Origin of the sequence: Ruminococcus albus 7 = DSM 20455 (assembly GCF_000179635.2) — a bacterium.
Classification (GTDB): Bacteria; Bacillota; Clostridia; order Oscillospirales; family Ruminococcaceae; genus Hominimerdicola; species Hominimerdicola alba.
Genome location: NC_014833.1, coordinates 3,454,948 through 3,478,146 on the forward strand (window position 1 = coordinate 3,454,948; position 23,199 = coordinate 3,478,146).

Here is a 23,199-nt window from a genome sequence, read left to right on the forward strand (position 1 = left end):
TCACCAAGGAGGGCATATCGGCATGGTCATCACATCGAAGGACAACCCGAAGATAAAGCAGCTGTCGAAGCTGTATTCAAACCGCAGATACCGCCGTGAAACAGGGCTTTTCGTAATTGAGGGCATAAGGGGCTGTGTAGATGCGCTGGTCGATGATACTCTTAACGGCGGAATGATGGAGATAGAGGGCATATACTATCTCGAGGAGATATTTGAGGATATCTGTGATGAGTACAAGCCCATGCTCATGTCACTGGATGAGCGCAAAAGGTTCATCATCACGAAGGACATAGCAGACAAGATAAGCGATACGGACAGCTGTCAGGGTATATTCGTGGTAGCGAAGATGCTCGATAAGCCTTTTACGGAGGATAAACTCAAAAAGGGCGGCAAATACCTGGTACTGGACGAGCTTCAGGACCCCGGCAATCTGGGTACGATGATACGTACCTCGGATGCGGTGGGACTTGACGGCATAGTGCTGACGGGCAACTGCGTTGACCTCTACAACCCGAAAACGGTACGCTCTGCGGTGGGAAGTATGCCGAGGGTCGATATCTTCGTTGAAAAGGACTTTGAGAGGGTCATAGAGGCTTTCAGACTGAAAGACATACCCACAGCGGCGGCTGTCATAAACGGCGGCACTGAGATAAGGCAGTATGACTTCTCAAAGGGCTGCGCTGTTGTCATAGGCAACGAAGGCAGAGGACTGATGCATGACCATGCAGAGATGTGCAGCCATAAGGTAACTATAGCTATGCACGGACATATCGACTCGCTGAATGCGGCTACGGCAGCTACTATCTTCCTGTGGGAGATGACTAGACAGGAGGGCTGATATGGACAGATACATCAGCCTGATGTGGCTGGAAATGGTCTTGGGCACAGGCGGCAGACGTCTTTGGCAGATAATGGAAAAGACCGATGATCCTGCTAAGCTGTGCGAACGGATACTTTCTGGGGACACAGAACTGCTGACCGCGGGCGAAAAGGAAAAGGCGGAGCGGATAAGCACTGATGAAGCCGAAAGGATCATATCCCTTGCAAGAGAACAGGGACAGAGGGTGGCAGCCATAGGTGACGAGGACTATCCGAAAAGGTGGTACGGACTTGATGATGCGCCTGCGCTGGTATTCTGCCGCGGTGATATAAAAGCGCTGAACGAGAGTACGGTGATACATACTGCAGGTACGAGAGAGCCTTCAAAATACACCCTGTCGCTGATAGATGTGCTTTGTGCCGATCTTGCACTGAGGGGATTCGCGATATCCTGCGGACTGGCTGAGGGTTCGGACACACGGACGGCTGAGGCTGTACTCGGCAGAGGCGGCAAAGTAATAGCGGTATACCCCACATCACTTGAAAACGAGTACCCGAAGAATGCAGGTGACATCAAGGAAAGAGTGGCACAGAGCGGTCTGCTGATAAGCGAATATCCTCCCGGATACAAGGGGCGCATGAACTTTCAGCGGCGCAACAGGCTGGCTGTGGCACTGGCTTCTGCTGTAGTGATAACGGAAGCCGCCGAGGACAGCAAAGGGCTTGATAATGCTGAACGCGCCTTGGATACAGGTCTGCCTGTGCTTGTAGTACCTCCCCATCTGCTGTACAGCGGCAGATACTCGGGTCAAAGGGATCTGCTGAGAAAAGGCTGCATACCAATATTCGACGGCAGTGATGCTGTAAGGGTGCTGGCGGAAAGACATGAGATATCCCCTGAGGGGTATGGGCTGAAAGTTGGTACGGAGAATGCACAGGCTGTCAGTAAGCAGGAGAAAGCTCCCAAAAAGCCCGCACGCGAGCTTAACAGCACTGAAAGTACCATATACGATCTTCTCAAAGAAAACGGGGCTATGTCCCTTGATGAGATAACAGCAAGGAGCGGACTGTCCGTGATGGAGGTGCTGACCTGTATGACAGGTCTTGAACTGGCGGGGATAGCGGTATCGCTCCCCGGAAAAAGATACGAACTGGATTCATGATTCACAGCGCATGACAGGAACTATGAACGTCTGTGTGACGTTCCTCAAAAACTACTATTCGGTCGCGTACTGTGAAGCATAAATTATTCCCGATGTGTACGGGAAAGAAACGGAGTAGGAAAATTGTCAGATCTTGTAATTGTAGAGTCGCCACACAAGGCGAAGACGGTAAAAAGATACCTCAGCGGTGATTATGAGGTCGTTGCATCTATGGGACACCTCAGGGATCTGCCTAAATCCAAGCTGGGTGTCGATATAGAGAACGATTTTGAACCGCAGTATATAAACATCAAGGATAAGGAGAGCCTTATCAAGGAAATAAAGAAAAAAGCCAAGGCAAGCGATCATGTATACCTCGCAGGAGACCCTGACCGCGAAGGAGAGGCTATAAGCTGGCATCTGGCACAGCTGCTGGGGCTGGATATGAACGACAAGAACCGCGTGACTTTCAATGAGATAACCAAGAGCGGTATTGATGCGGGAATGAGCAATCCCCGTACCATAGACCTGAATCTCGTTAATGCGCAGCAGGCAAGACGTATACTTGACAGGATAGTGGGCTACAAGCTGTCCCCTTTCCTGTGGAGGAAGATACGCCGCGGACTAAGCGCAGGACGTGTACAGTCCGTTGCGGTGAAGATGATATGCGACAGGGAAAATGAGATACGTGCTTTCGTATCACAGGAGTACTGGTCGATAGATGCGATGTTCCTTGCTGAGGGCAGCAAAAAAGCATTTGCATCGAAGGTGGATACAGTTGACGGCGCCAAGCCTGACCTGAAAAGCAAGGCTGATGCTGATGCTGTGCTGAAAAGGCTTGAGGGCGCAGAGTTCATCGTTGACAAAGTGAAGAAGAGCGTGCGCAAGAAGAACCCTGCCGCACCTTTCACTACTTCAACATTACAGCAGGAAGCTTCAAGAAGACTGGGATTTCAGGGCAGACGTACCATGAAGGCGGCACAGGAGCTGTATGAAGGTCTTGATATCAAGGATATGGGCCCTACGGGTCTTATAACCTACATGAGAACAGACAGCCTGCGTATCTCCGACGAAGCAAGGGCAGCAGCCTATGATTTCATCAAGGAGAAGTACGGCGATGCATATATCCCCGAAAAGCCAAGGGTATACAAGACCAAGGGCAGTGCGCAGGATGCTCACGAGGCTATACGTCCCACAAACCCTGCCATTACCCCCGAGCTTGTAAAGGCGAGCGGTGTCACCAATGACCAGTACAAGCTTTACAAGCTTATCTGGGAGAGATTCATAGCTTCGCAGATGGCTAACTGCACTATGGATACCATGTCGGTGGATATAGCGGCTAACGGCGTTATGTTCAAGGCTACGGGCTATTCGGTGAAGTTTGACGGCTTTACCGTACTTTATGAGGAGAGCAAGGACGAAGAGGAAGAGAAGAAGAACGTACTTCCTCCGCTGGCAAAAGGCGATAAGCTGACTCCCAAGGAGATACTGGGCAACCAGCACTTCACACAGCCGCCCCCGAGGTATACCGAAGCTACCCTTGTAAAGGCATTCGAGGAAACAGGCATAGGCAGACCTTCAACCTACGTTACCACGGTGACTACCATCATCAACCGCAACTACGTTGAGCGTGACGGCAAACAGCTGAAGCCCACAAGTCTTGGAGAAGTTACCAATGAGCTGATGAGCGAGCATTTCGACAAGATAGTTGATGTGAAGTTCACGGCGAACATGGAAAAGAGCCTTGACGATATCGAAAGCGGAAAGATAGGCTGGGTAAAGACCTTGCAGAAGTTCTACAAGGAGTTCGACAGCGAGCTCGGTACGGCTGAAAAGGAGATGGAGGGCAAGCGCGTGAAAGTCCCCGATGAAGCCACAGATGAGATATGCGAGGTCTGCGGAAAGCCTATGGTCATAAAGATAGGCAGATTCGGCAAGTTCATGGCGTGCTCGGGATTCCCCGATTGCAAGAACACCAAGAGGATAGTTCAGGAAACAGGCGGCGACTGTCCCTTCTGCGGAAAGAGGGTACTGCTGAAGAAATCCAAGAAGGGCAAGAAGTACTACGGCTGTGAGAACAATCCCGAATGTTCATTCATGACATGGGATATACCCACCGAGGAGAAATGTCCCAGATGCGGAAGTACACTGTTCCAGAAGGGCGGAAAGAACGGCATACTCATCTGCCACAAGCAGGATTGCGGCTACCAGAGAAGCCTTTCGGGCGAGAGTGCAGGCAGTGAGGAATAAACAGTGGATATACGCAGGGCAAAAAGGGCAGATGAGGTGTACCTGAACGAATTGTATGCTCAGCTGGAAAAGGACGCGGTGTTCTATCAGCCGCAGCATTTCGTTATGAGTGAAAAGGGTGCACGGATATGTGATGAACTGTTTGACAGTGAAAGGCAGGCTGTATTCGCGGCGGAGGACAACGGCGAAGTTGTCGGATTTATCCATGTGAAGCTGCTTGCATCTAAGGATATACCCTGCCTCAGACCCGAGATCAATGTGTATATACAGGACATGGTAGTTTCTGAAAAATACAGGAACAAAGGCATAGGCACACAGCTTATGGAAACTGCAAAAGAATACGGAAGAAAAAACGGTGCGTCATTCGTGCGCACGCAGGTATTCCCGATGAATGAAGACGGTCTGCGGTTTTACCGCAGGAACGGATTCGCAGAAACTATGATAACGATAGAATGTCCGTTGGACTGAAAAAAAGGAAACTTATACATGAGTGATAAAGTAAAAGTAATAGGTGCAGGGCTTGCAGGATGCGAAGCTGCATGGCAGCTGGCGAGAGCGGGCATAGATGTTGAGCTTTTTGAGATGAAGCCCAAAAAGTTCACACCTGCGCATAAATACAAGGGCTTCGCGGAACTGGTATGCTCCAATTCGCTGAAAGCCGACAGAGTTGAATCGGCGGCAGGTATGCTTAAAGAGGAGATGCGCAGACTCGGTTCAGTGACGATGGAATGTGCCGAGGAAGCAAGAGTTTCCGCAGGCGGTGCACTGGCGGTGGACAGAGAGAAGTTCTCAGACGCTGTTACCGAGCGCATACGGAACAATGAGCATATCACTGTCATCGAGGAGGAAGTGACGGAGATACCCGACGGGAATGTGATAATCGCTACGGGTCCCCTGACCTCTGACGGTCTGGCTGAGAGCATTGGAAAACTCTGCGGAGAGTATCTGTACTTTCACGATGCGGCTGCACCTATCGTGACATTTGACAGCATAGATATGGAAAAGGCATTCTTTGCTTCACGCTACGGCAGGGGCGATGCGGATTACATAAACTGTCCCATGGACAGGGAGGAGTACGAGCGTTTCTACAACGAACTCATCAACGCCGAGAGCGCACCGCTGAAAGAGCATGACAAAGAGCATTTCGCAAAGGACGGCTTCAAGGTATACGAGGGCTGTATGCCTGTTGAAGTGCTGGCAAAGCGCGGCGAGGATACACTTCGCTTCGGACCGCTGAAACCTGTGGGACTGAGAGACCCGAGGACAGATAAGCGACCCTGGGCGGTGGTACAGCTGAGGGCTGAGAACACTGCTGGGAGTATGTACAATCTGGTAGGCTTCCAGACAAATCTTAAATTCGGTGAGCAGAAGAGAGTATTCTCGCTTATACCCGGTCTTGAAAATGCAGAGTTCATGCGCTACGGTGTCATGCACAGGAACACTTTCATAAATTCCCCTAAACTGCTGAACGAGCAGTTCAATATGAGGGAGAGACCCTCCCTTTACTTCGCAGGGCAGATGACAGGTGTAGAGGGCTATATCGAGAGTGCGGCAAGCGGAATATTCGCAGGGCTTAATATGGCAAGGCAGATACAGGGACTTTCCCCCGTGAGCCTGCCCGAGACAACCATGCTTGGGGCACTCAGCAAGTATATAAGCTCCCCCGATACCGAAAACTTCCAGCCTATGGGCTGTAATATGGGCATACTACCCGAATGGGGAGAGAGAATAAAGGACAAGAAGCTTAAATACAAACTGCTGGCGGAGAGAGGTCTTGCAGACCTTGACAGATGCATAGCGGAGTTGTGATGATATGGGTGGAGCTATTCTTTTTTTGGCTGCGGCTGCAGCCTTCCTGCTGATAAATCTGTCGAGTATATATATTATAGGGAAACTTATAAAAGGTCCCAAAAAGCTTATCAATGATGTTGCACAGGGCGAAGATAGCAAAACAGCAAAAACTGCCGGTTTGCTTTTTGGACTTCCGTTTTTAACAGCAGGAATGTATATGATGATACTGGCGCTGTTCAAAGTGGGTCACGGCGAAAAGCTTTACACCGAAATTCCCGAAGGCGGCGGAACGATAACATTACTGTTCATGGGGTGTGTATTTATATTTGCCCCGATATTAAAATTCACCTATAACAAAGAGCATGAACCGAAGTATTTCGTGAAACAGGGGCTGTTCTGCTGGCTGACAGGTGTTATAATAACCTCTGCGATGGTGCTGTTCAATTACGGCATGATGAAGGAACATGATAAATTCACAGGCTTTGATGAATACTCATGGCATGAGATGCTTACAAAGTGCATACCATGTTCGCTGATAGGTTCGCTTATTTTACTGACAGTGCTGATGGCACTGCACATCTTTATACAATATAAGAGATTTTACAGCAAGTACTGACGGTATATGCTGTGATATGATCATTGAGAAAAAACAGATCCCGATATGGAGAGAGAGCATGAAAATAAAAATACCGGCAGCTGTGCTGGCACTTATGATGCTTGCAGGCTGTGGAAATACGGCAGGAGAAACTGATGCCGCAAATATGGAAAAACCCGGTCTGACAATTGTGACCCCGGAAGAACAGGCAGAGCGCTGCGACAGCTATGATGACAGCATGACAGCTGCATTCCTGTCAAAGATAGACGCTCATGATTTTGCCATAAAACTCAGTTCCTCACAGAATGGCGGAGAAGAGGTCATAGAAGAGGTAGAGGTAAGCGGAAACATACTGCATGATATCTACAAGACCCACGAGGGTATGGTCACGGCAGAGCTTTACATTGTGGACGGCGGAATATGGTGCGTTACCAATGAGGGCAGTGATAATGTGACCTATCAGGGCTTTGACAACAGCTATGATGACCATGTGAGGGAGTGTGTATTCCACTGTCCCGGCATAGGCAGCAAGGATAAGTATGCAGGTATGACCGATGATCACACCGACAAGATACTGGGGCAGACCAATGATACGGAGTACCTTTTCACCTACGGTGATGACGGCATACTCAAAAACTGCGATGGCAGCGGTACGCATATAGAGGTACTTGAATTCACAGACGGCATCGGCAGTTTACAGATACCCGAGAATGTTCGCGCGGCGATAGAGAACAAGGACTTGAACGGATAGGAGATATTTATGGATAAGAAGATACTCGTTATAATAGCGGCTGTATGCATGATGCTGGCTGGCTGCGGTGATAAAAAGGATACAGCATCGACAGGTAACAGCGGAAAAGTTGCAGGCGGTGCAGTAACAAAGGTAACTACTCAGGACGAGGATACGGCTGTAACAGAGGCTGAGGAAGACAGCAAAGCTGAAGCTGACGATGCGGTCGAGCAGGGACCGCAGGGTGCTGACAGCTACGAGAACAGCTTTACGGCAGCACTGATAAAGCAGCTAGGTGAAAGAAATTTCTCTATGACATTCGCTGTTAACGACATAGACAACGGCGAGGGCATGGAGCTTAAATACGAGGAGACCTTTGAGGTAAAGGATTCAAACGGACACCAGACCATAAAGAATGCTGACGGTACGGTATCCGAGATATACACCGTTGACGGTGCCAGCTATCAGGCTGATGCGGAGAGCGGTAAGATGGAAACTGTCGGTATTGGAAACACCATGAGCGTGGAGCAGATATGCTCAATGGTACTTGGCTTCTCACCGATGGAGTCGGAGTATCTGGGTGCTGAGAGCTTCAGCGACGGAACAGTGCAGGAAAAGTTCATGGATGAAACGAACAATACTTTCGTATGCGTATATGCCGACAACAGTCTGACAGCCTGCGAGGGCGGCGGTCTTCTCAGGGATTACAAGGGATATACCGCAGGAAATGTGGCTGAGATAAAGCTGCCTGAGGGCAATTGACGGACACAATGAGAAAAGTTCTTATATATTTGACCGCGGCGATGATGAGCTTTGCATTATCGGGCTGCGGAGCGGTAAAGGTCGCAGATAAATATGAGGACAGCCTGACGAAAGCTTATATCGAAAAACTGGATGGCGAAAAGCTCACAGTCAATTTAACTGTTACCATTGATTATGACAAAGAGAAAATAGGCGACGACAGTTATTCGCAGTTACTTGAAGTTAACGGTGAAAACAGGCATCTTTTTGAAAGCTTGGAAAGCGGCGATATTGAATTCTATCAGACTGACGGTAAGACATGGAGAGTCGATGCCAAAAAGAAGGAGATACATCCTCTTGACGGAAACGGCTATTTCGGAGCGGACAATGCAGACACTGTTCTGGGAGATCTGCCCGAAAGCGATGATTTTGTTTCGGCAGAAAAAGATACAGATGGGAACATTCGGGAAACATTTGATATTGACGGGACCGTGAAAGTTTTTACTTATGATGGAAAAACGGGCGAACTTATAGATATGGAATATAAAACAGATTCTATACCCGGTGACAATTCAGCCGTGATAAAGTTAACAGTGAACAGCTTTAAAGAGGACTGCGGCGAGATAAAACTACCCGAGGGGTATACGATGATAGATTGATATGGCTCGGCTGTATCACAGACAGGGAGGTATAACAATGAACATAGTAATGGACGCATTCGGCGGTGACAACGCACCGCTGGAAGTCATCAAGGGCGCTGTTGACGCTCAGAGAGACTTCGGCGTGGATATAACACTGGTGGGCGATGAGAAGAAGATAAAGGACTGCGCTGCCAAAAACAGTATAGATATTTCGGCACTGAAGATACGCCATGCCGATACCGTTATAGAGATATGCGAAGAGCCTACCGAGGTCATCAAGGGCAAAAAGGATTGCTCAATGGCTGTGGGTATGCAGATGCTGGCTGACGGCGAAGGCGATGCTTTCGTATCAGCAGGCTCGACAGGTGCGCTGGTGGTCGGTGCTACATTCATCGTCAAGAGGCTAAAGGGCATCAAGCGCCCCGCACTGGCAACTATACTGCCTACCGCAGGCAAGCCTACAATGCTCCTGGACAGCGGCGCAAATGCAGACTGCCGCCCCGAGATGCTGGTACAGTTCGGCATAATGGGCACAGCTTATATGAACAAGATACTGGGCGTTGATAAGCCGAGGGTAGCACTGGCAAATATAGGCGCTGAGGAATCAAAGGGCAGAGAGCTGGAGCTGGAGACTTATAAGCAGCTGAAAACAGCTCCCGTGAACTTCGTGGGCAATATCGAAGCTAGACAGCTCCCTCTGGGCGACTGCGATGTATGTGTGGCTGACGGTTTCTGCGGAAACCTCATGCTGAAACTCTACGAGGGCATGGGCAAGTTCTTCTCAGGCGAGCTGAAAAATATATTCAAGAGCAGTGCAAAGAGCAAGCTGGCTGCTGTTATGGTAATGAAAGATATCAACAATTTCAAGAAGAAAATCGATTACTCCGAGTACGGCGGAGCTCCCCTGCTGGGTACAGCAAAGCCCGTTATAAAAGCTCACGGCAGTTCGGACGCAAAGGCATTCTACAACGCTGTAAGGCAGGCGAAACAGTTCACCGAGACAGGCGTTATCGATATGATAACCGATGCTCTCGCACAGATGAAGAAGGTGCAGGGATAATGGACGAGCAGAAGTGTCTGGAAGCCTTTCAGAAGAAGATAGGCTACCATTTCAAAAACGAAAAACTGCTGTATGAAGCGCTGTCACATTCAAGCTTTGCCAACGAGAACAAAAAACAGCGCCACAGCAACGAGCGTCTTGAATTTCTGGGAGATTCGGTGCTTTCGATAGTAGTATCAGACCACATCTTCGAGCATTTCAAGCATCTGCCCGAGGGTGAGCTGACAAAACTGAGAGCATCACTGGTATGTGAGAAAGCACTGTTTGAGTTTTCACACAAGATAGAGCTTGGCAAGTACATATTCCTCGGCAAGGGCGAGGAACTCACAGGCGGCAGAGAGCGTGCATCCATAGTATCCGATGCTATGGAAGCTGTTATCGCGGCGATATACCTCGACGGCGGACTTGAAGCGGCAAGAAAGCATATAATGAACTTTCTGCCAAAGGATCTGAATCCTGCGCACACAGATACGTTCCACGACTACAAGACAGTATTGCAGGAGATAATCCAGCGCAATCCCGAGGAAAAAGTAGAGTACTTTTTAAAGGGCGAGGACGGTCCCGACCATGACAAGAGATTCACGGTACAGGTGAAGCTGAACAACAACGTAATAGGCGAGGGCATAGGCAGGTCGAAGAAGAATGCCGAGCAGAATGCGGCTAAAGAAGCGTTGGCACTCATGGGAGTCAAGGTCTAATCCAATTCATAATTCACAATTCATAATTCATAATTATTGGCAGGGCAACAACGTAGCTGTACTTTGGATAGAATGCCAAGGAGGAGAGCTTTGGGTCAAGCCTTTCGCGAAAGGCTTGCGGAGTTTGAGGCAGAGCCTCAAGCACCAAGGCAAGGAACCAAAATGCAAAGCGAACTATAATAGAACAGCAAACTCCCGACCAAATGGCGCGGGCAATACCAAACGATACGAGCGTGTACGAAAGTATACGACCGCACAAACTATCCGCGTGAATTATTGCCCGCGCCCGTCATCGGACAGCGAAGCGAATACGATGACTCGACCCGTAAGGGGCGACCCGATAATGCAGTACGTAAGAATCAGGAATACCAACAGAAAAGAGGCGCACAAATGCATAGCAACATATCAATATTCGTCCCCCATGTGGGCTGTCCGCATAAGTGCGCATTCTGTGACCAGCGGACTATCACGGGCAAGCAGAAACTCCCCCATAAAGAGGACGTTGAACGTGCCTGTCTGCAGGCACTTGGTCAGGTAGACGATATCAGTGATACCGAGATAGCATTCTTCGGGGGAAGCTTTACCGCTATACCCAGAGAGTATATGCTGGAACTGCTGAGCGCGGCATATAAGTTCGTGGGCGAAGGAAAGTTCAAAGGCATAAGGCTTTCGACGCGCCCCGACTATATCAACAGAGAAGTGCTGGATATCCTGAAAAAATACGGCGTTACTTCTATCGAACTGGGCGCACAGTCAATGTCCGATGAAGTGCTTGAAGCCAACGAAAGAGGTCATACCGCCGAGGACGTAAGACAGGCAAGCAGGCTTATCCGTGAGTACGGATTTGAACTTGGTCTGCAAATGATGGTGGGGCTTTACAAAAGCGGTCACCGGCAGGAGGACGAGACCTTTAACGAGATAATGGCTATCCACCCCGATACCGTCAGGATATATCCCGTGGTTATACTTAAACACACCCGCCTAGCTGAACTTCTGGCGAGCGGTGAGTATAAGCCTATGTCTTTCGATGAAGTTCTGTCACTCTCAACAAGGGCACTTGGGGCTTTCACGGAAGCAGGTATAAAAGTCATAAAGTGCGGTCTTCACGCAAGCGAGTTCGTTGAAAATGATATGGTGGGAGGTTTCTACCATCCTGCATTCAGGGAACTTTGCGAAAACAGGATATATCTCATGAAAATGGAGAGCGCTCTGCATGATGCAAACAGTCAAGGCACTACTCCAAATGATATGCGTGTGACTTTCGCCGTGGGCAAGGGCTGCATAAGTAAGGCGGTCGGTCAGAAAAAGGCGAATATACAGGGCTTTGAAAAGCTCGGTATAAAGGTGAAGATAACCGAGGATAAGGATATCCCGCTTTATGAAGTCAAGCTTATTGGCGGACTCGAAAATGTTTAACGAACTTGTAAAGTCGATACTGTTTGAAACTATCCTTGTGATGTTGTTTGTGCGGAACATCGTCATGCTGAAAAAAGCGTTGGCGCTTCGGCGTGACATAAAGGCAGATAATACTGAAAAGGTCAAAGCAAGGATAACATTTACAAGACCCACAGGCAACAGAAGCTATATGGCGCGGGCAGTGTATACCGTCGGCGGCAGTGAGGTAAAAGGAAGTTCGGTCTGCGCTGTAGGGTACAGACTCAGGCGCGGTGATGAAAATAATGTCATCGTCGGAAAAACCGACAGCAGTGTGTTTGCACTGGATGAACAGCATACAAAAGATGCTGTGCTGACATGGACAGTTCTTGGTATCCTTAATGTGCTTGGCATGATGTTCTTTGCTGTGGATATAGTATTTGAGATAATAAAGTAACAGATGGTGATACCATGATCATGAATGACAGAGAATATGCAGAATTCAGGAAAGCTCTGAAAAAGACAGAAGAACAGCTTTCAAAGCTCGAAGGTGTCGAGGTGCTTGGCTTTGATGAACTCAACAGATTCGATGCTCGTGTGCTGGAAACGGCAGGGTTCTATGACGAAGATAAAGAGCCCGATATGACGATAACTTACGATAGCGAAGAAACGCTGGCATCGAAGATCATTGATATCTTAAAGCTCGATGCGGGGCAGGTATGGTATCTGTGGCTTGAAAACCACATCGCAGGCATAAAGATACATGATGTAAAATATGCCGTTAGGAGTATGATGAAAACAGATATCAACCAAAGTGTGACCCTCTTGACGGAAGACAAAAAGACACTCTACGGTCTGAGTATAGATCCCTGGAATGATGATAAATATCTTGTATTTGTATACGATATAAGATAGATCAACCAGGTAAAGAAAATTAGGAAAGGCGGTGAAAAATAATGTATCTGCGTTGTCTGGAATTGCAGGGCTTCAAATCCTTCCCCGATAAGACAGTGCTGACCTTCGGCAAGGGCATAACTGCCGTGGTAGGTCCCAACGGTTCGGGAAAGAGCAATATCTCCGATGCCATGCGCTGGGTAATGGGCGAGCAGTCCTCAAAGGCGCTCCGCGGCGAGAAAATGGCAGGCGTTATTTTCCACGGCTGTGCCACAAGGAAAGAGTCGCCATTTGCACAGGTGACACTTACCATAGATAATGAGGACGGAGCCCTCGGCGTTGACAGCGAGATGGTGTCGGTGACGAGAAAGCTCTATAAAAACGGCGACAGCGAATATCTTATAAACGGCAGTCCTGTTCGTCTTAAAGACGTAAACGAGCTGTTCATGGATACGGGTCTCGGAAAGGACGGCTATTCCATAGTCGGTCAGGGACGTATCGCGGATATCGTAAACGGCAAGGGCAGTGACAGGAGAGAGATCTTCGAGGAAGCTGCAGGCGTTGCGAAATTCCGATATAAAAAGCAGGAGGCTGAACGCAAGCTTATCGACGCGGAGGACAATATCGCCCGTCTGAACGATATCATAGCCGAACTTGAAGCGCGTATCGGACCTCTTGAAAAGCAGTGCGAAAAGGCTAAGAAGTTCAAGGTGCTGGACGATGAAAAGACGGCACTTGAAGTATCTGTATGGGTGACAAAGCTGGAACAGTACCGCGCAAAGCTGGCTGAGAACGAGGAGCGCATAAAACTGCTGACAGAGCAGTACGAAGCACTCAGCAGCGAGCTTTCGGAAGCTGAGGCACAGATCGAGAAAGACCTGCGCAGCAGCGCGGAATGTGCGGCAGAGGCAGATGATATATCCGAGAAGATACACGAGGCTGAGCTTTCCGCAAGAGGCGGCGAAGCTGAGATAGCGGTCTGCGAAAACGACATAGCTCATATTGAGGAAAATATTTCAAAGCTGAAGGAGCAGATAGAGAACTCCCGGGCGGATAAATACTTTCTTGAATCGGAGCTGAAACAGCGCAGGGAAGAACTGGAAGCCCTTGGCAAAAAGCAGGCTGAGGCTGCAGAAGCAGTAGCTGAAAAGGAACAGGAATTCGACAGGCTGATAAACGAAGCCGATGAATCCGACAAGGCGGTAAGCGAGGTAAACTCAGCTATAAGCGCGGCATATCTTGAAAAATCAAGGCTGAGCTTTGCGGCGGAGAGCCTAAAAAATACCATACAGGAAACTGCTGAAAGGCTGGCAGAGCTGACAGAAGACAGCGGTGAGATAAAACGCAACAAGGAGCTGGCTGACAAGGAGCTTGACAAGCTGAAAAAACAGCACAGCGACAAGCAGGACGCAAAGTCTGAAAAGGAAAACGTTCTGGGCGGCATGGCTAAACTGCTTGAAAAGCGCCGTGAAAAACTGGAAAGCGCAGTAAGTACTTTCTCACAGGCAGACAGCAGGCTGACAGAAATAAACTCAAGACTCAATATACTCAAAGACCTGGAGCGCTCCATGGAGGGCTTCGGGTATGCGGTAAAACATATAATGAATGCCGTAAGGCAGGGGCGCATAAGCGGTGTATGCGGAACAGTGGCACAGCTTGTGGGCGTTAAGAGCGAATACTCGGTGGCAGTTGAAACTGCACTGGGTGGTGCTTTGCAGAATATCGTGGTTGAGAACGAGGATTCGGCAAAGCGCGGCATACGTCTTTTGAAAGAGAGCAAGGCGGGCAGAGCGACTTTCCTGCCTATAACCTCGGTAAAGGGTACACGCCTTGAGAATGACAGGCTGGAAAACGAGGACGGCTTTGTAGCACTGGGCTGTGATATCGTCACATACGATAAAAAGTACGAGGGCATAGTGCGCAGTCTGCTGGGCAGGATATGCATAGCAGAGGATATAGATTCGGCTTCACGTATAGCCAGAACATACGGCTACAAGTTCAGGATAGTAACGCTGGACGGTCAGGTGGTAAACGCCGGAGGTTCGTATACGGGCGGAAGCGTATCAAAAAGTACGGGCATACTCACCCGTAAAAACGAGATAAACGATCTTGAAGCAAAGCGCGGCAGACTTGAAGATGAACGCTCGCAAGCTGCCGATGAAAAGGAAAAGCTCACAAACGAAGTGAACAAAATGGCGGCGGATATCGAGGGCGTAAAGGAAAAACTGACAGCACTGAACGGTGACTGCATACGCCTTGAAGCTGAGATCAAGCGTGTGAGCGGTCTTGCCGAGGGATATGAAAAGCAGATAGCCGACAGCGTCGAGGAAGAAAAGAAACTCCGCGAAAAAGGCGAACAGGCTGACAGGGACCTTGACAAGACCCTGAAAGACACCGCCGAGGTGGATAGGAAGATAATCGATAAGGAAGCTGAACTTGCAGGTTCGCAGGAGGAGCAGGAAAAGCTGAAGGCACGCAGGAACGAGATAAGCGGCGAGCTTTCCGAGCTGCGTATAAAGGGTGCGGAGCTTGCAAAGGATACAGAAGCCTGCAAGGAGTCGATATCAAACCTCGAAAAGACCATAACCGACCGCGACAGTGACGGCGGCAGGCTGACCCTTGACATAGAAAACGAAAAGGAAAAGATAAAGGGCAAAAGGAACGATATCGAGTTTATAAGGCAGAGGATAAAGGACAGCGAAGCTCTTGCAGTAAAGCTGAAGGACGATATGGAAGAAGCCCGCAAAAAACAGCGTGAGCATTCCGACAGTGCGGAAAAGCTGAGAGCATCGCAGAAAAACAAGCTTGACGAAAAGGAAACTCTTGCGGCACAGCTAAGCCGCGGCGAGGAACGGAGAAATGCCATCACGGCAGATTTCGACAAGCTGGTGAACAAGCTGTGGGATGAGTATGAGCTCACCCGTAGCACAGCCGCAGAAAAGGCTCAGCCCGTGGAGGATATGACGGAAGCTGAGAAACATCTGACAGAGCTTAAAAACAAGATACGCGCATTGGGCAGCGTCAACCTCGGGGCTATCGAGGAATATGCAGAGGTAAGGGAAAGATATGATTTCCTCTCGGCACAGCTGAACGATGTGAACGTTTCAAAGGAAGAACTCTGCAAAATGATAGAAGAACTTACCGAGAAGATGAAATCGGTATTCATGCAGAGCTTTGATACCATAAACAAGAACTTCGGCAGCATATTCAAGGAACTTTTCGGCGGAGGAAACGGCGAGCTGATACTCACCGACCCCGAAAACGTACTTGAATGCGGTATAGAGATAAGCGTACAGCCTCCGGGCAAGGTAATAACCAGTCTTATGTCACTTTCGGGCGGAGAACAGTCGCTGGCGGCTGTTGCGATATACTTCGCGATACTGAAATACTCGCCCGCACCTTTCTGCCTGCTGGACGAGATAGAGGCAGCACTTGATGATGTCAACGTTACGAGGTACGCCCAGTATCTCCACAGGCTGACGGACAAGACACAGTTCATAACCATTACCCACAGACGCGGCACTATGGAAGAGGCAGATGTGCTCTACGGTGTTACCATGCAGGAAAAAGGCATATCCAAGCTGCTGAAAATGAATGCAGGACAGACGACCATGCCGGGCAGCGGAGATGTAGAGTAGGCGGTAAGTATGGGAAGAACAGAGAACGCGGAGTTCACTGTGCTGTGCCTTATCGAGGACGGCAGCAGGATACTTCTGCAGGACAGAGTTAAGCCCGACTGGAAAGGCTACACCCTCCCGGGAGGACACGTTGAAAATGGCGAGTCCTTTGTGGATGCGGTTATACGCGAGATGAAAGAGGAAACAGGACTCGATATATACGAGCCGAAACTTGTGGGCGTAAAGCAGTTCCCGATAGAGGGCGGAAGATATATCGTCATGCTGTACAAGGCAACAAAGTTCTCGGGCGAGGTGGTATCCTCCGATGAGGGCAGAATGGAATGGGTCGAGTACAGCAGACTTTCCGAGATAAACACCGTCGATGATTTTGAAGAACTTCTAAAAGTGATGAATTCGGATAAGCTTTCGGAGTTCAGATATATCATTGAGGACGGCGAATGGAAGGCGCTCATAGGATAGATCAGGAAAGTAAACTATTACCGAAAGGGGTTTATATTAATGGGATTTTTTGAAAAACTGAAAAACGGTCTGAGAAAGACAAAGGAATCAATGATGGGCAGGATAGAAAGACTGCTCCATGCATTTACAAAGATAGACGAGGATCTGTTTGAAGAACTGGAAGAAACGCTTATCCTTTCCGATATAGGTGTAAATACCTCGGTGAAGATATGCGACAAGGTGCGTGACTACGTTAAGCAGAAGGGTATCACCGACCCCACACAGATAAAGGATATACTGAAAGACGTTATCGCAGAGATGCTGGGCGAGGAACAGCCTCTTGATATGTCAACCGTACCATCTGTTATACTTGTTATCGGCGTTAACGGCGTAGGCAAGACCACAACCATAGGCAAGCTGGCAAATCAGCTGAAAAATCAGGGTAAGCACGTTATCGTGGCGGCTGCAGATACTTTCCGTGCCGCAGCTATAGATCAGCTGGAGGTATGGACAGACCGTGCAGGTGTTGAGCTTATCAAGCACAAGGAGGGTTCTGACCCTGCGGCAGTAGTATTCGATGCACTGACAGCTGCCAAGGCAAGAAATGCCGATGTAGTTATCTGCGATACCGCAGGAAGACTCCACAACAAGAAGAACCTTATGAAGGAGCTGGAAAAGATATCCAGAATAGTACATCAGCAGGCTGAGGGCTGTGCGCTGGAAGTTCTTCTGGCACTGGATGCTACCACAGGTCAGAACGCGGTAAATCAGGCACAGCAGTTCAATGAGGCTGCCGATATCACAGGTATAATCCTTACAAAGCTTGACGGCACTGCAAAGGGCGGTATCGTAATTACCATATGCGATGACCTGAAGATACCTGTAAAACTTGTTACCGTAGGCGAGAAGATAGACGATATCCAGCCGTTTATAGCAAAGGATTTTGTCGATGCACTGTTTGAATAAGGGTGATATTATGAAACTTGTAATAGCAAGCAACAATAAGGGCAAAATAAGAGAATACAAGCAGATACTGGAAAAGCACGGCTATGAAGTCATGAGTCAGTCCGAGGCGGGACTTGACCTTGAAGTTGAGGAAACAGGCACTACTTTTGCGGAGAACTCCGCACTGAAGGCGAGAGCGGCATACAAGGCACTGGGCTGTGCTGTACTGGCTGACGACAGCGGTCTTTCCGTTGATGCCCTGAACGGCGAGCCGGGAGTATACTCGGCAAGATACGGCGGCATTGATAACGACATGAAGAGAAGCCTTTATCTTCTTAAAAAAATGGAAGATGTACCCGATGACAAGAGAGGTGCGCACTTTGTATGCACCATACATTTTATAGATACCGACGGCAGTGAGATATGCGTCGAGGGCAGGGTATACGGCACCATAAACCGTGCGCCCGTTGGTGAGAACGGATTCGGCTATGACCCCATATTCATGTATGAAGGCAGAAGCTTCGCACAGATACCTGCCGAGGAAAAGAACGCCGTATCTCACAGGGCAAACGCACTTAAACAGCTTGAAGAAAAGCTGGCGGCAAGATAATACCGTCAGAACTTTATAAGACCGAAAGGACAGAATATGATAACAACTAAGCAGAGAGCAGAACTTAAAAGTATAGCTATGAAGATGAAGCCGTCTTTCCAGATAGGCAAGGGCGGGATGAATGATGCGCAGACCGCGCAGATAGACGATTATCTCAGGGTACACGAGATAATCAAGGTAAAGGTGCTGGATAACTCGCTGTACACCGCTAGGGAAGCAGCTGAGGAACTGGCTGAAAAGATAGGCGCTGAGGTAGTGCAGGTCATAGGTTCAAACCTGGTGCTGTACAAGCGCAACGAGGAAGAGCCTGTTATCAAGCTCAAAAGCAAGTAATGGATATAGGCATATACGGCGGTTCCTTTGACCCCATACACAAGGGTCACACAAGGCTGCTGCTGACTGCACAAAAGCTATGCGGACTTGACAAGGTGATAGTAATGCCAGACAGGATACCGCCCCATAAAGTCAGGGATGATATGGCTTCTCCCGATGACAGGCTGGCTATGTGCAGGCTGGCGTTCAATAAACATACAGATATCGAAGTCAGCGACTGGGAGATAAAACGCGAGGGCAAAAGCTACTCCGTACTGACCCTGCGTCATCTGAAAAAACTGTATCCCGAGGACAGGCTGTGGTTCATAATGGGCAGTGATATGCTGACAAGCTTTACGCAGTGGTACTGCTACGAGGAGATACTCAGACTATCCGGGCTTATATGCATGACCAGATATAAAGGCGACGATGCAGAGCTTGCGGCGGCAGCGGAAGAACTCCGTGCAAAGGGCGGAGAGATAAAGATACTTCCCGCTGATGCTTTTGAGGTATCTAGTTCACAGCTGAGAAAGCTTATCGCTCAGGGCGAAGACTGCGAGGAGTATCTTGACAGCAGGGTGAGAGAGTATATAAACAGCAAAGGTCTTTATAGAAAGCATGAGGGGTAAAATTGAAAGAATCCAAACAGATAGGCATATACAAAAATTATCTTCGTGAACATCTATCGAAGAAGAGGTATACCCATTCGCTGAACGTGGCTGCGTCTGCGGTGGAGCTTGCAAAAAAGTACGGCGGAGATACCGATAAAGCGTATACAGCAGGACTTCTCCATGATATAGCCAAGGAACTTCCCGCTGATGAACAGCTTGAACTGGTGATGTCTTCCACACTCGATGTAAGCGAGATAGAAACGAAAGCGCCCCCGCTTTTTCACGCAATAGCAGGAGCAGAGCTGATACAGACACTTTTCGATATACACGATACGGAGATAATCACAGCGATACGCAGGCATACCGTCGCATCGGGCGGCATGAGCAAGCTGGATGTGATAATATATCTTGCAGACCTCATCTCAGCTGACAGGGATTACAAGGATGTTAGCCGTATGCGAAAACTGGCTGACAAGAGCCTTGAACGTGCGATGTGTGAAGCGCTGAGATTTTCCATATCGGATTCCGTCAGCAAGGGAAACACTATCCCCACAGCAACGCTGGACGCTTACAACGAGTACATAAAGTATATGAAAAAGTAGTCTTATAAGAGTACAAAAAAATAACCGCAAATGTTGACAACGCCCTACATATATGTTATAATACCGAATGGGTATTGCACGTAAGCGGCAAAAGGCGGTATCTCCCGCAAGGGAGGTGATAGCAATGGCAATAACTACATCTGAACTTTTTCAGTTTGTTATTATGTTGACCGGAGTTGTCACTCTATGCTATCTGATCTTTCACGATAAGAAAAAGTAGAGTTTCTTACATAAAAAATAAGAAACACCGCCCAATCGACCAAAATTGACGGTGTTTCAATGCACTAAACAATAAGGGAGAACCGCTGAAGCCGACGGCTTTGTGCAGTACCCTTTCTTTATAGACATTATAACATGAAATAAACAGATTGTCAATAGATGACAGGAGGAATAACATGGCAGAGTTAACTACCGAGCAGAAGCTCGAAATAATAGTAAAAGCACTGGATTCAAAGCGCGGCGAGGACATACAGGCTATAGGTATAGGCGATCTTACTATACTTGCTGACTACTTCATAATAGCAAACGGCGGTTCTACCGTGCAGACAAAAGCTATGGCTGAAGAAGTTGAATTCAAGCTGTCTCAGGAGGGCATCGAGCCTCATCATACCGAGGGCTACGGTCCCAACAACTGGATAGTGCTTGACTACCGCGATATCGTGGTACACGTATTCAACAAGGAAACAAGAGATCAGTACAAGCTGGAAAGGCTCTGGACTGACGGCAAGGAAGTTGATATCTCAGGATTTATAACCAAGAACTGAGCGCGGCTATTGCAAAGTTAGAAAAGATATGTTATAATAAGCTCTGAGATCTTTTGTTTCATGGGAAACACATAATATTACAAGGATGATGAATTAAAAATGAAGAATTACGATTTCAGTGCCATTGAGAAAAAATGGCAGAAGTACTGGGAAGAGCATGAAACTTTCAAGACTGATGTATGGGATTTCAGCAAGCCAAAGTTCTATGCGCTGGATATGTTCCCTTATCCTTCCGGTGTGGGTCTGCACGCAGGTCACCCCGAGGGCTATACCGCTACTGATATAGTATCCCGTATGAAGCGTATGCAGGGCTTCAACGTACTGCACCCCATGGGATATGACTCTTTCGGTCTGCCCGCTGAGCAGTATGCAGTAAATACAGGCAACCACCCCAACGGCTTCACTCAGGAGAATATCAAGACTTTCTCCAAGCAGCTGAAAGAACTTGGCTTTGACTATGACTGGTCAAAGATGCTGGCTACATCTGACCCCTCTTTCTACAAGTGGACACAGTGGATATTCAAGCAGCTGTATCTGGACGGCTATGCTAAGTATATAGATATGCCTGTAAACTGGTGCGAGGAGCTGGGTACAGTTCTTTCCAACGATGAAGTCATCGACGGCAAGTCCGAGCGCGGCGGCTTCCCTGTTGTAAGAAAGAACATGAAGCAGTGGGTCATCGACCAGCCTGCTTTCGCTGAAAAGCTGCTGGAGGGTCTGGACGAGATCGACTGGCCCGAATCCACAAAGAGTATGCAGCGCAACTGGATAGGCAAGTCCACAGGTGTTGAGGTAGAGTTCGATATCGTGGGCGGAGGTAAGTTCTCCATATTCACCACTTGTATCGAGACCATCTACGGTATCACATTCATGGTACTGGCTCCCGACGGCGAGATAACCGAAAGACTTCTTGACAGAGTTCAGAACCGCGAAGAAGTTCAGGCATATATCGACGAGACCAAGAAGAAAAACGATATGGACCGTACCGAGCTCAACAAGACAAAGTCAGGCTGCGAGCTGAAGGGCGTTACTTGTATAAACCCTGTAAACGGCAAGGAAGTTCGTATGTTCATCGGCGATTTCGTACTTGCAAGCTACGGCACAGGTGCAGTTATGGCAGTACCGAGCCACGATCAGCGTGACTTTGAATATGCAATAGCTCACAATATAGATATGATACAGGTCATCGACGGTGACGAGAAGCTGGGTCATGTTGATGTATCCAAGCAGGCATTTGAGAAACAGGGCTATCTCGGCAAGGGTTACAAGCTGATAAATTCCGAGGAATTCACAGGTCTGACCGTTGAAGAAGCCAAGGAAGCTATAACTGTTAAGCTGGAGAAAATGGGCAGAGCAAAGCGCACTGTAAACTACCACTTCCGTGAGTGGATATTTGCCCGTCAGAGATACTGGGGCGAGCCCGTACCTGTGGTACACACAGAGAACGGCATACACGTACTGGATGACGAAGAACTGCCTCTGGTACTGCCCGAGCTGGACGACTACAAGGGCAAGAACGGCAAAGCTCCTCTTGAAAATGCAACCGAGTGGAAGCAGTACGACCACAACGGCGTAAAGGGCGTAAGAGAAACTTCTACCATGCCCGGAAGCGCAGGTTCCAGCTGGTACTTCCTGAGATATATCGACCCCAACAACGACAAGCAGTTCGCAGACCCCGAGCTTCTGAAGCACTGGATGCCTGTTGACCTGTACATAGGCGGTCCCGAGCATACAGTCGGACATCTGATATACTCACGTATCTGGAACAGATACCTCTATGACAAGGGTCTTGCACCTACCAAGGAGCCTTTCAAGAAGCTGGTACATCAGGGCATGATACTGGGCGAGAACGGCATAAAGATGGGCAAGAGATTCCCCAAGTACGTTGTAAATCCTTCGGATATAATCAGGGACTACGGCGCAGATACACTGAGACTCTACGAGATGTTCATGGGACCTCTGGAGGTATCCAAACCCTGGAGCCCCAGCGGTGTTGAGGGCGCAAAGAAGTTCCTTAACCGTGTATGGGTATTCTTTACCGATGAGAATAATCTGACAGCTGACAACGACGGCGCACTGACAAAGGTATATCACCAGACCGTAAAGAAAGTCACCGATGACTTTGAGACACTGGCATTCAACACAGCTATCGCACAGATGATGATATTCGTCAATGCTGTATACAAGAACGGCAGCTGCCCCAAGGAGTATGCTGAAGGTCTTATCAAGATGCTCTCCTGCATAGCACCTCATATCGGTGAGGAGATATGGAGCATACTGGGTCATGATGATACCATAGCTTATGAGAAGTGGCCTGTATATGACGAGGCTCAGCTGGTAGAGGATACCGTTGAGATAGTTGTACAGGTAAACGGCAAGATCAAGACAAAGCTGAACATCGCTAAGGACGAGGACAAGGAAAGCGTTCTCGCGAAGGCTAAGGCAGACGAAAACGTAGCTAAGGTCATAGATGGCAAGAACGTTGTCAAGGAGATAGTCGTACCCAATAAGCTGGTAAATATCGTAGTTAAATAAGTACGTTTC

Annotated in this window: 23 protein-coding genes; all 23 read left to right on the forward strand. The window is 48.6% G+C overall.

Features of this window, described 5'->3' with window-relative positions:
- The first annotated feature begins 22 nt into the window (after positions 1 to 22).
- A complete protein-coding gene (locus tag RUMAL_RS15600) occupies positions 23 to 838 on the forward strand; it encodes a TrmH family RNA methyltransferase (RefSeq protein WP_013499647.1) in 816 nt (271 codons plus the stop codon).
- A 1-nt stretch (position 839) separates the two neighbouring features.
- On the forward strand, positions 840 to 1,982 hold the full coding sequence (locus RUMAL_RS15605; RefSeq protein WP_013499648.1) for a DNA-processing protein DprA: 1,143 nt from the start codon (positions 840 to 842) through the stop codon (positions 1,980 to 1,982).
- Between the two features lie 123 nt (positions 1,983 to 2,105).
- A complete protein-coding gene (gene topA, locus RUMAL_RS15610) occupies positions 2,106 to 4,211 on the forward strand; it encodes a type I DNA topoisomerase (protein ID WP_013499649.1) in 2,106 nt (701 codons plus the stop codon).
- 3 nt (positions 4,212 to 4,214) lie between these two features.
- Positions 4,215 to 4,679 carry a GNAT family N-acetyltransferase gene (locus RUMAL_RS15615; RefSeq protein WP_013499650.1) on the forward strand — a complete coding sequence of 155 codons (465 nt, stop codon included), beginning with the start codon at positions 4,215 to 4,217 and terminating at the stop codon, positions 4,677 to 4,679.
- Positions 4,680 to 4,697: 18 nt separating this feature from the next.
- Complete coding sequence (trmFO, locus tag RUMAL_RS15620) at positions 4,698 to 6,020, forward strand: methylenetetrahydrofolate--tRNA-(uracil(54)-C(5))-methyltransferase (FADH(2)-oxidizing) TrmFO (protein WP_013499651.1); 1,323 nt, start codon at positions 4,698 to 4,700, stop codon at positions 6,018 to 6,020.
- Between the two features lie 4 nt (positions 6,021 to 6,024).
- Positions 6,025 to 6,618 carry a hypothetical protein gene (locus tag RUMAL_RS15625; RefSeq protein ID WP_013499652.1) on the forward strand — a complete coding sequence of 198 codons (594 nt, stop codon included), beginning with the start codon at positions 6,025 to 6,027 and terminating at the stop codon, positions 6,616 to 6,618.
- A gap of 58 nt (positions 6,619 to 6,676) precedes the next feature.
- Positions 6,677 to 7,348, forward strand: coding sequence for a hypothetical protein (locus RUMAL_RS15630; RefSeq protein WP_013499653.1), 672 nt, complete (start codon positions 6,677 to 6,679; stop codon positions 7,346 to 7,348).
- Between the two features lie 9 nt (positions 7,349 to 7,357).
- Positions 7,358 to 8,089, forward strand: a complete 732-nt coding sequence (locus tag RUMAL_RS15635; RefSeq protein ID WP_013499654.1) for a hypothetical protein — start codon at positions 7,358 to 7,360, stop codon at positions 8,087 to 8,089.
- Between the two features lie 8 nt (positions 8,090 to 8,097).
- A complete protein-coding gene (locus tag RUMAL_RS15640) occupies positions 8,098 to 8,727 on the forward strand; it encodes a hypothetical protein (RefSeq protein WP_154662742.1) in 630 nt (209 codons plus the stop codon).
- Between the two features lie 37 nt (positions 8,728 to 8,764).
- Entirely contained in the window at positions 8,765 to 9,769 is a 1,005-nt protein-coding gene (gene plsX / locus RUMAL_RS15645; RefSeq protein WP_013499656.1) for a phosphate acyltransferase PlsX, read from the forward strand.
- Entirely contained in the window at positions 9,769 to 10,467 is a 699-nt protein-coding gene (gene rnc / locus RUMAL_RS15650) for a ribonuclease III (protein WP_013499657.1), read from the forward strand. Before plsX ends, rnc begins: the two co-directional genes overlap by 1 nt.
- Before the next feature lie 390 nt (positions 10,468 to 10,857).
- Positions 10,858 to 11,883, forward strand: a complete 1,026-nt coding sequence (locus RUMAL_RS15655; RefSeq protein WP_013499658.1) for an elongator complex protein 3 — start codon at positions 10,858 to 10,860, stop codon at positions 11,881 to 11,883.
- A complete protein-coding gene (locus tag RUMAL_RS15660; RefSeq protein ID WP_154662743.1) occupies positions 11,876 to 12,298 on the forward strand; it encodes a hypothetical protein in 423 nt (140 codons plus the stop codon). The genes RUMAL_RS15655 and RUMAL_RS15660 overlap by 8 nt, the downstream gene beginning before the upstream one ends.
- A gap of 20 nt (positions 12,299 to 12,318) precedes the next feature.
- A complete protein-coding gene (locus tag RUMAL_RS15665) occupies positions 12,319 to 12,756 on the forward strand; it encodes a hypothetical protein (protein WP_154662744.1) in 438 nt (145 codons plus the stop codon).
- A 41-nt stretch (positions 12,757 to 12,797) separates the two neighbouring features.
- Positions 12,798 to 16,373, forward strand: a complete 3,576-nt coding sequence (gene smc / locus RUMAL_RS15670) for a chromosome segregation protein SMC (protein WP_013499661.1) — start codon at positions 12,798 to 12,800, stop codon at positions 16,371 to 16,373.
- A gap of 9 nt (positions 16,374 to 16,382) precedes the next feature.
- A complete protein-coding gene (locus tag RUMAL_RS15675) occupies positions 16,383 to 16,832 on the forward strand; it encodes an 8-oxo-dGTP diphosphatase (protein ID WP_013499662.1) in 450 nt (149 codons plus the stop codon).
- Between the two features lie 39 nt (positions 16,833 to 16,871).
- Positions 16,872 to 17,777, forward strand: a complete 906-nt coding sequence (ftsY, locus tag RUMAL_RS15680; protein ID WP_013499663.1) for a signal recognition particle-docking protein FtsY — start codon at positions 16,872 to 16,874, stop codon at positions 17,775 to 17,777.
- A gap of 10 nt (positions 17,778 to 17,787) precedes the next feature.
- Positions 17,788 to 18,366 carry an RdgB/HAM1 family non-canonical purine NTP pyrophosphatase gene (rdgB, locus tag RUMAL_RS15685; protein WP_037303820.1) on the forward strand — a complete coding sequence of 193 codons (579 nt, stop codon included), beginning with the start codon at positions 17,788 to 17,790 and terminating at the stop codon, positions 18,364 to 18,366.
- 36 nt (positions 18,367 to 18,402) lie between these two features.
- Positions 18,403 to 18,699, forward strand: a complete 297-nt coding sequence (locus RUMAL_RS15690; RefSeq protein WP_013499665.1) for a YhbY family RNA-binding protein — start codon at positions 18,403 to 18,405, stop codon at positions 18,697 to 18,699.
- Positions 18,699 to 19,307, forward strand: a complete 609-nt coding sequence (gene nadD / locus RUMAL_RS15695) for a nicotinate (nicotinamide) nucleotide adenylyltransferase (protein WP_013499666.1) — start codon at positions 18,699 to 18,701, stop codon at positions 19,305 to 19,307. The genes RUMAL_RS15690 and nadD overlap by 1 nt, the downstream gene beginning before the upstream one ends.
- A gap of 2 nt (positions 19,308 to 19,309) precedes the next feature.
- Positions 19,310 to 19,891 (forward strand): bis(5'-nucleosyl)-tetraphosphatase (symmetrical) YqeK, encoded by a 582-nt coding sequence (gene yqeK / locus RUMAL_RS15700; protein WP_013499667.1) that lies wholly within the window; start codon positions 19,310 to 19,312, stop codon positions 19,889 to 19,891.
- Between the two features lie 395 nt (positions 19,892 to 20,286).
- Positions 20,287 to 20,655, forward strand: coding sequence for a ribosome silencing factor (rsfS, locus tag RUMAL_RS15705; protein WP_013499668.1), 369 nt, complete (start codon positions 20,287 to 20,289; stop codon positions 20,653 to 20,655).
- A 99-nt stretch (positions 20,656 to 20,754) separates the two neighbouring features.
- On the forward strand, positions 20,755 to 23,190 hold the full coding sequence (gene leuS / locus RUMAL_RS15710; RefSeq protein WP_013499669.1) for a leucine--tRNA ligase: 2,436 nt from the start codon (positions 20,755 to 20,757) through the stop codon (positions 23,188 to 23,190).
- Positions 23,191 to 23,199 lie beyond the last annotated feature (9 nt).

Bases quoted from the DNA above. Each gene is read 5' to 3' on its own strand.
- RUMAL_RS15675 (WP_013499662.1), top strand. From the start codon at position 16,383: ATGGGAAGAACAGAGAACGCGGAGTTCACTGTGCTGTGCCTTATCGAG.
- ftsY (WP_013499663.1), top strand. From the start codon at position 16,872: ATGGGATTTTTTGAAAAACTGAAAAACGGTCTGAGAAAGACAAAGGAA.
- RUMAL_RS15600 (WP_013499647.1), top strand. From the start codon at position 23: ATGGTCATCACATCGAAGGACAACCCGAAGATAAAGCAGCTGTCGAAG.
- trmFO (WP_013499651.1), top strand. From the start codon at position 4,698: ATGAGTGATAAAGTAAAAGTAATAGGTGCAGGGCTTGCAGGATGCGAA.
- RUMAL_RS15635 (WP_013499654.1), top strand. From the start codon at position 7,358: ATGGATAAGAAGATACTCGTTATAATAGCGGCTGTATGCATGATGCTG.
- RUMAL_RS15660 (WP_154662743.1), top strand. From the start codon at position 11,876: ATGTTTAACGAACTTGTAAAGTCGATACTGTTTGAAACTATCCTTGTG.
- RUMAL_RS15665 (WP_154662744.1), top strand. From the start codon at position 12,319: ATGAATGACAGAGAATATGCAGAATTCAGGAAAGCTCTGAAAAAGACA.
- nadD (WP_013499666.1), top strand. From the start codon at position 18,699: ATGGATATAGGCATATACGGCGGTTCCTTTGACCCCATACACAAGGGT.
- RUMAL_RS15605 (WP_013499648.1), top strand. From the start codon at position 840: ATGGACAGATACATCAGCCTGATGTGGCTGGAAATGGTCTTGGGCACA.
- RUMAL_RS15655 (WP_013499658.1), top strand. From the start codon at position 10,858: ATGCATAGCAACATATCAATATTCGTCCCCCATGTGGGCTGTCCGCAT.
- leuS (WP_013499669.1), top strand. From the start codon at position 20,755: ATGAAGAATTACGATTTCAGTGCCATTGAGAAAAAATGGCAGAAGTAC.
- rnc (WP_013499657.1), top strand. From the start codon at position 9,769: ATGGACGAGCAGAAGTGTCTGGAAGCCTTTCAGAAGAAGATAGGCTAC.
- smc (WP_013499661.1), top strand. From the start codon at position 12,798: ATGTATCTGCGTTGTCTGGAATTGCAGGGCTTCAAATCCTTCCCCGAT.
- RUMAL_RS15625 (WP_013499652.1), top strand. From the start codon at position 6,025: ATGGGTGGAGCTATTCTTTTTTTGGCTGCGGCTGCAGCCTTCCTGCTG.
- rdgB (WP_037303820.1), top strand. From the start codon at position 17,788: ATGAAACTTGTAATAGCAAGCAACAATAAGGGCAAAATAAGAGAATAC.
- RUMAL_RS15640 (WP_154662742.1), top strand. From the start codon at position 8,098: ATGAGAAAAGTTCTTATATATTTGACCGCGGCGATGATGAGCTTTGCA.
- RUMAL_RS15690 (WP_013499665.1), top strand. From the start codon at position 18,403: ATGATAACAACTAAGCAGAGAGCAGAACTTAAAAGTATAGCTATGAAG.
- RUMAL_RS15630 (WP_013499653.1), top strand. From the start codon at position 6,677: ATGAAAATAAAAATACCGGCAGCTGTGCTGGCACTTATGATGCTTGCA.
- plsX (WP_013499656.1), top strand. From the start codon at position 8,765: ATGAACATAGTAATGGACGCATTCGGCGGTGACAACGCACCGCTGGAA.
- rsfS (WP_013499668.1), top strand. From the start codon at position 20,287: ATGGCAGAGTTAACTACCGAGCAGAAGCTCGAAATAATAGTAAAAGCA.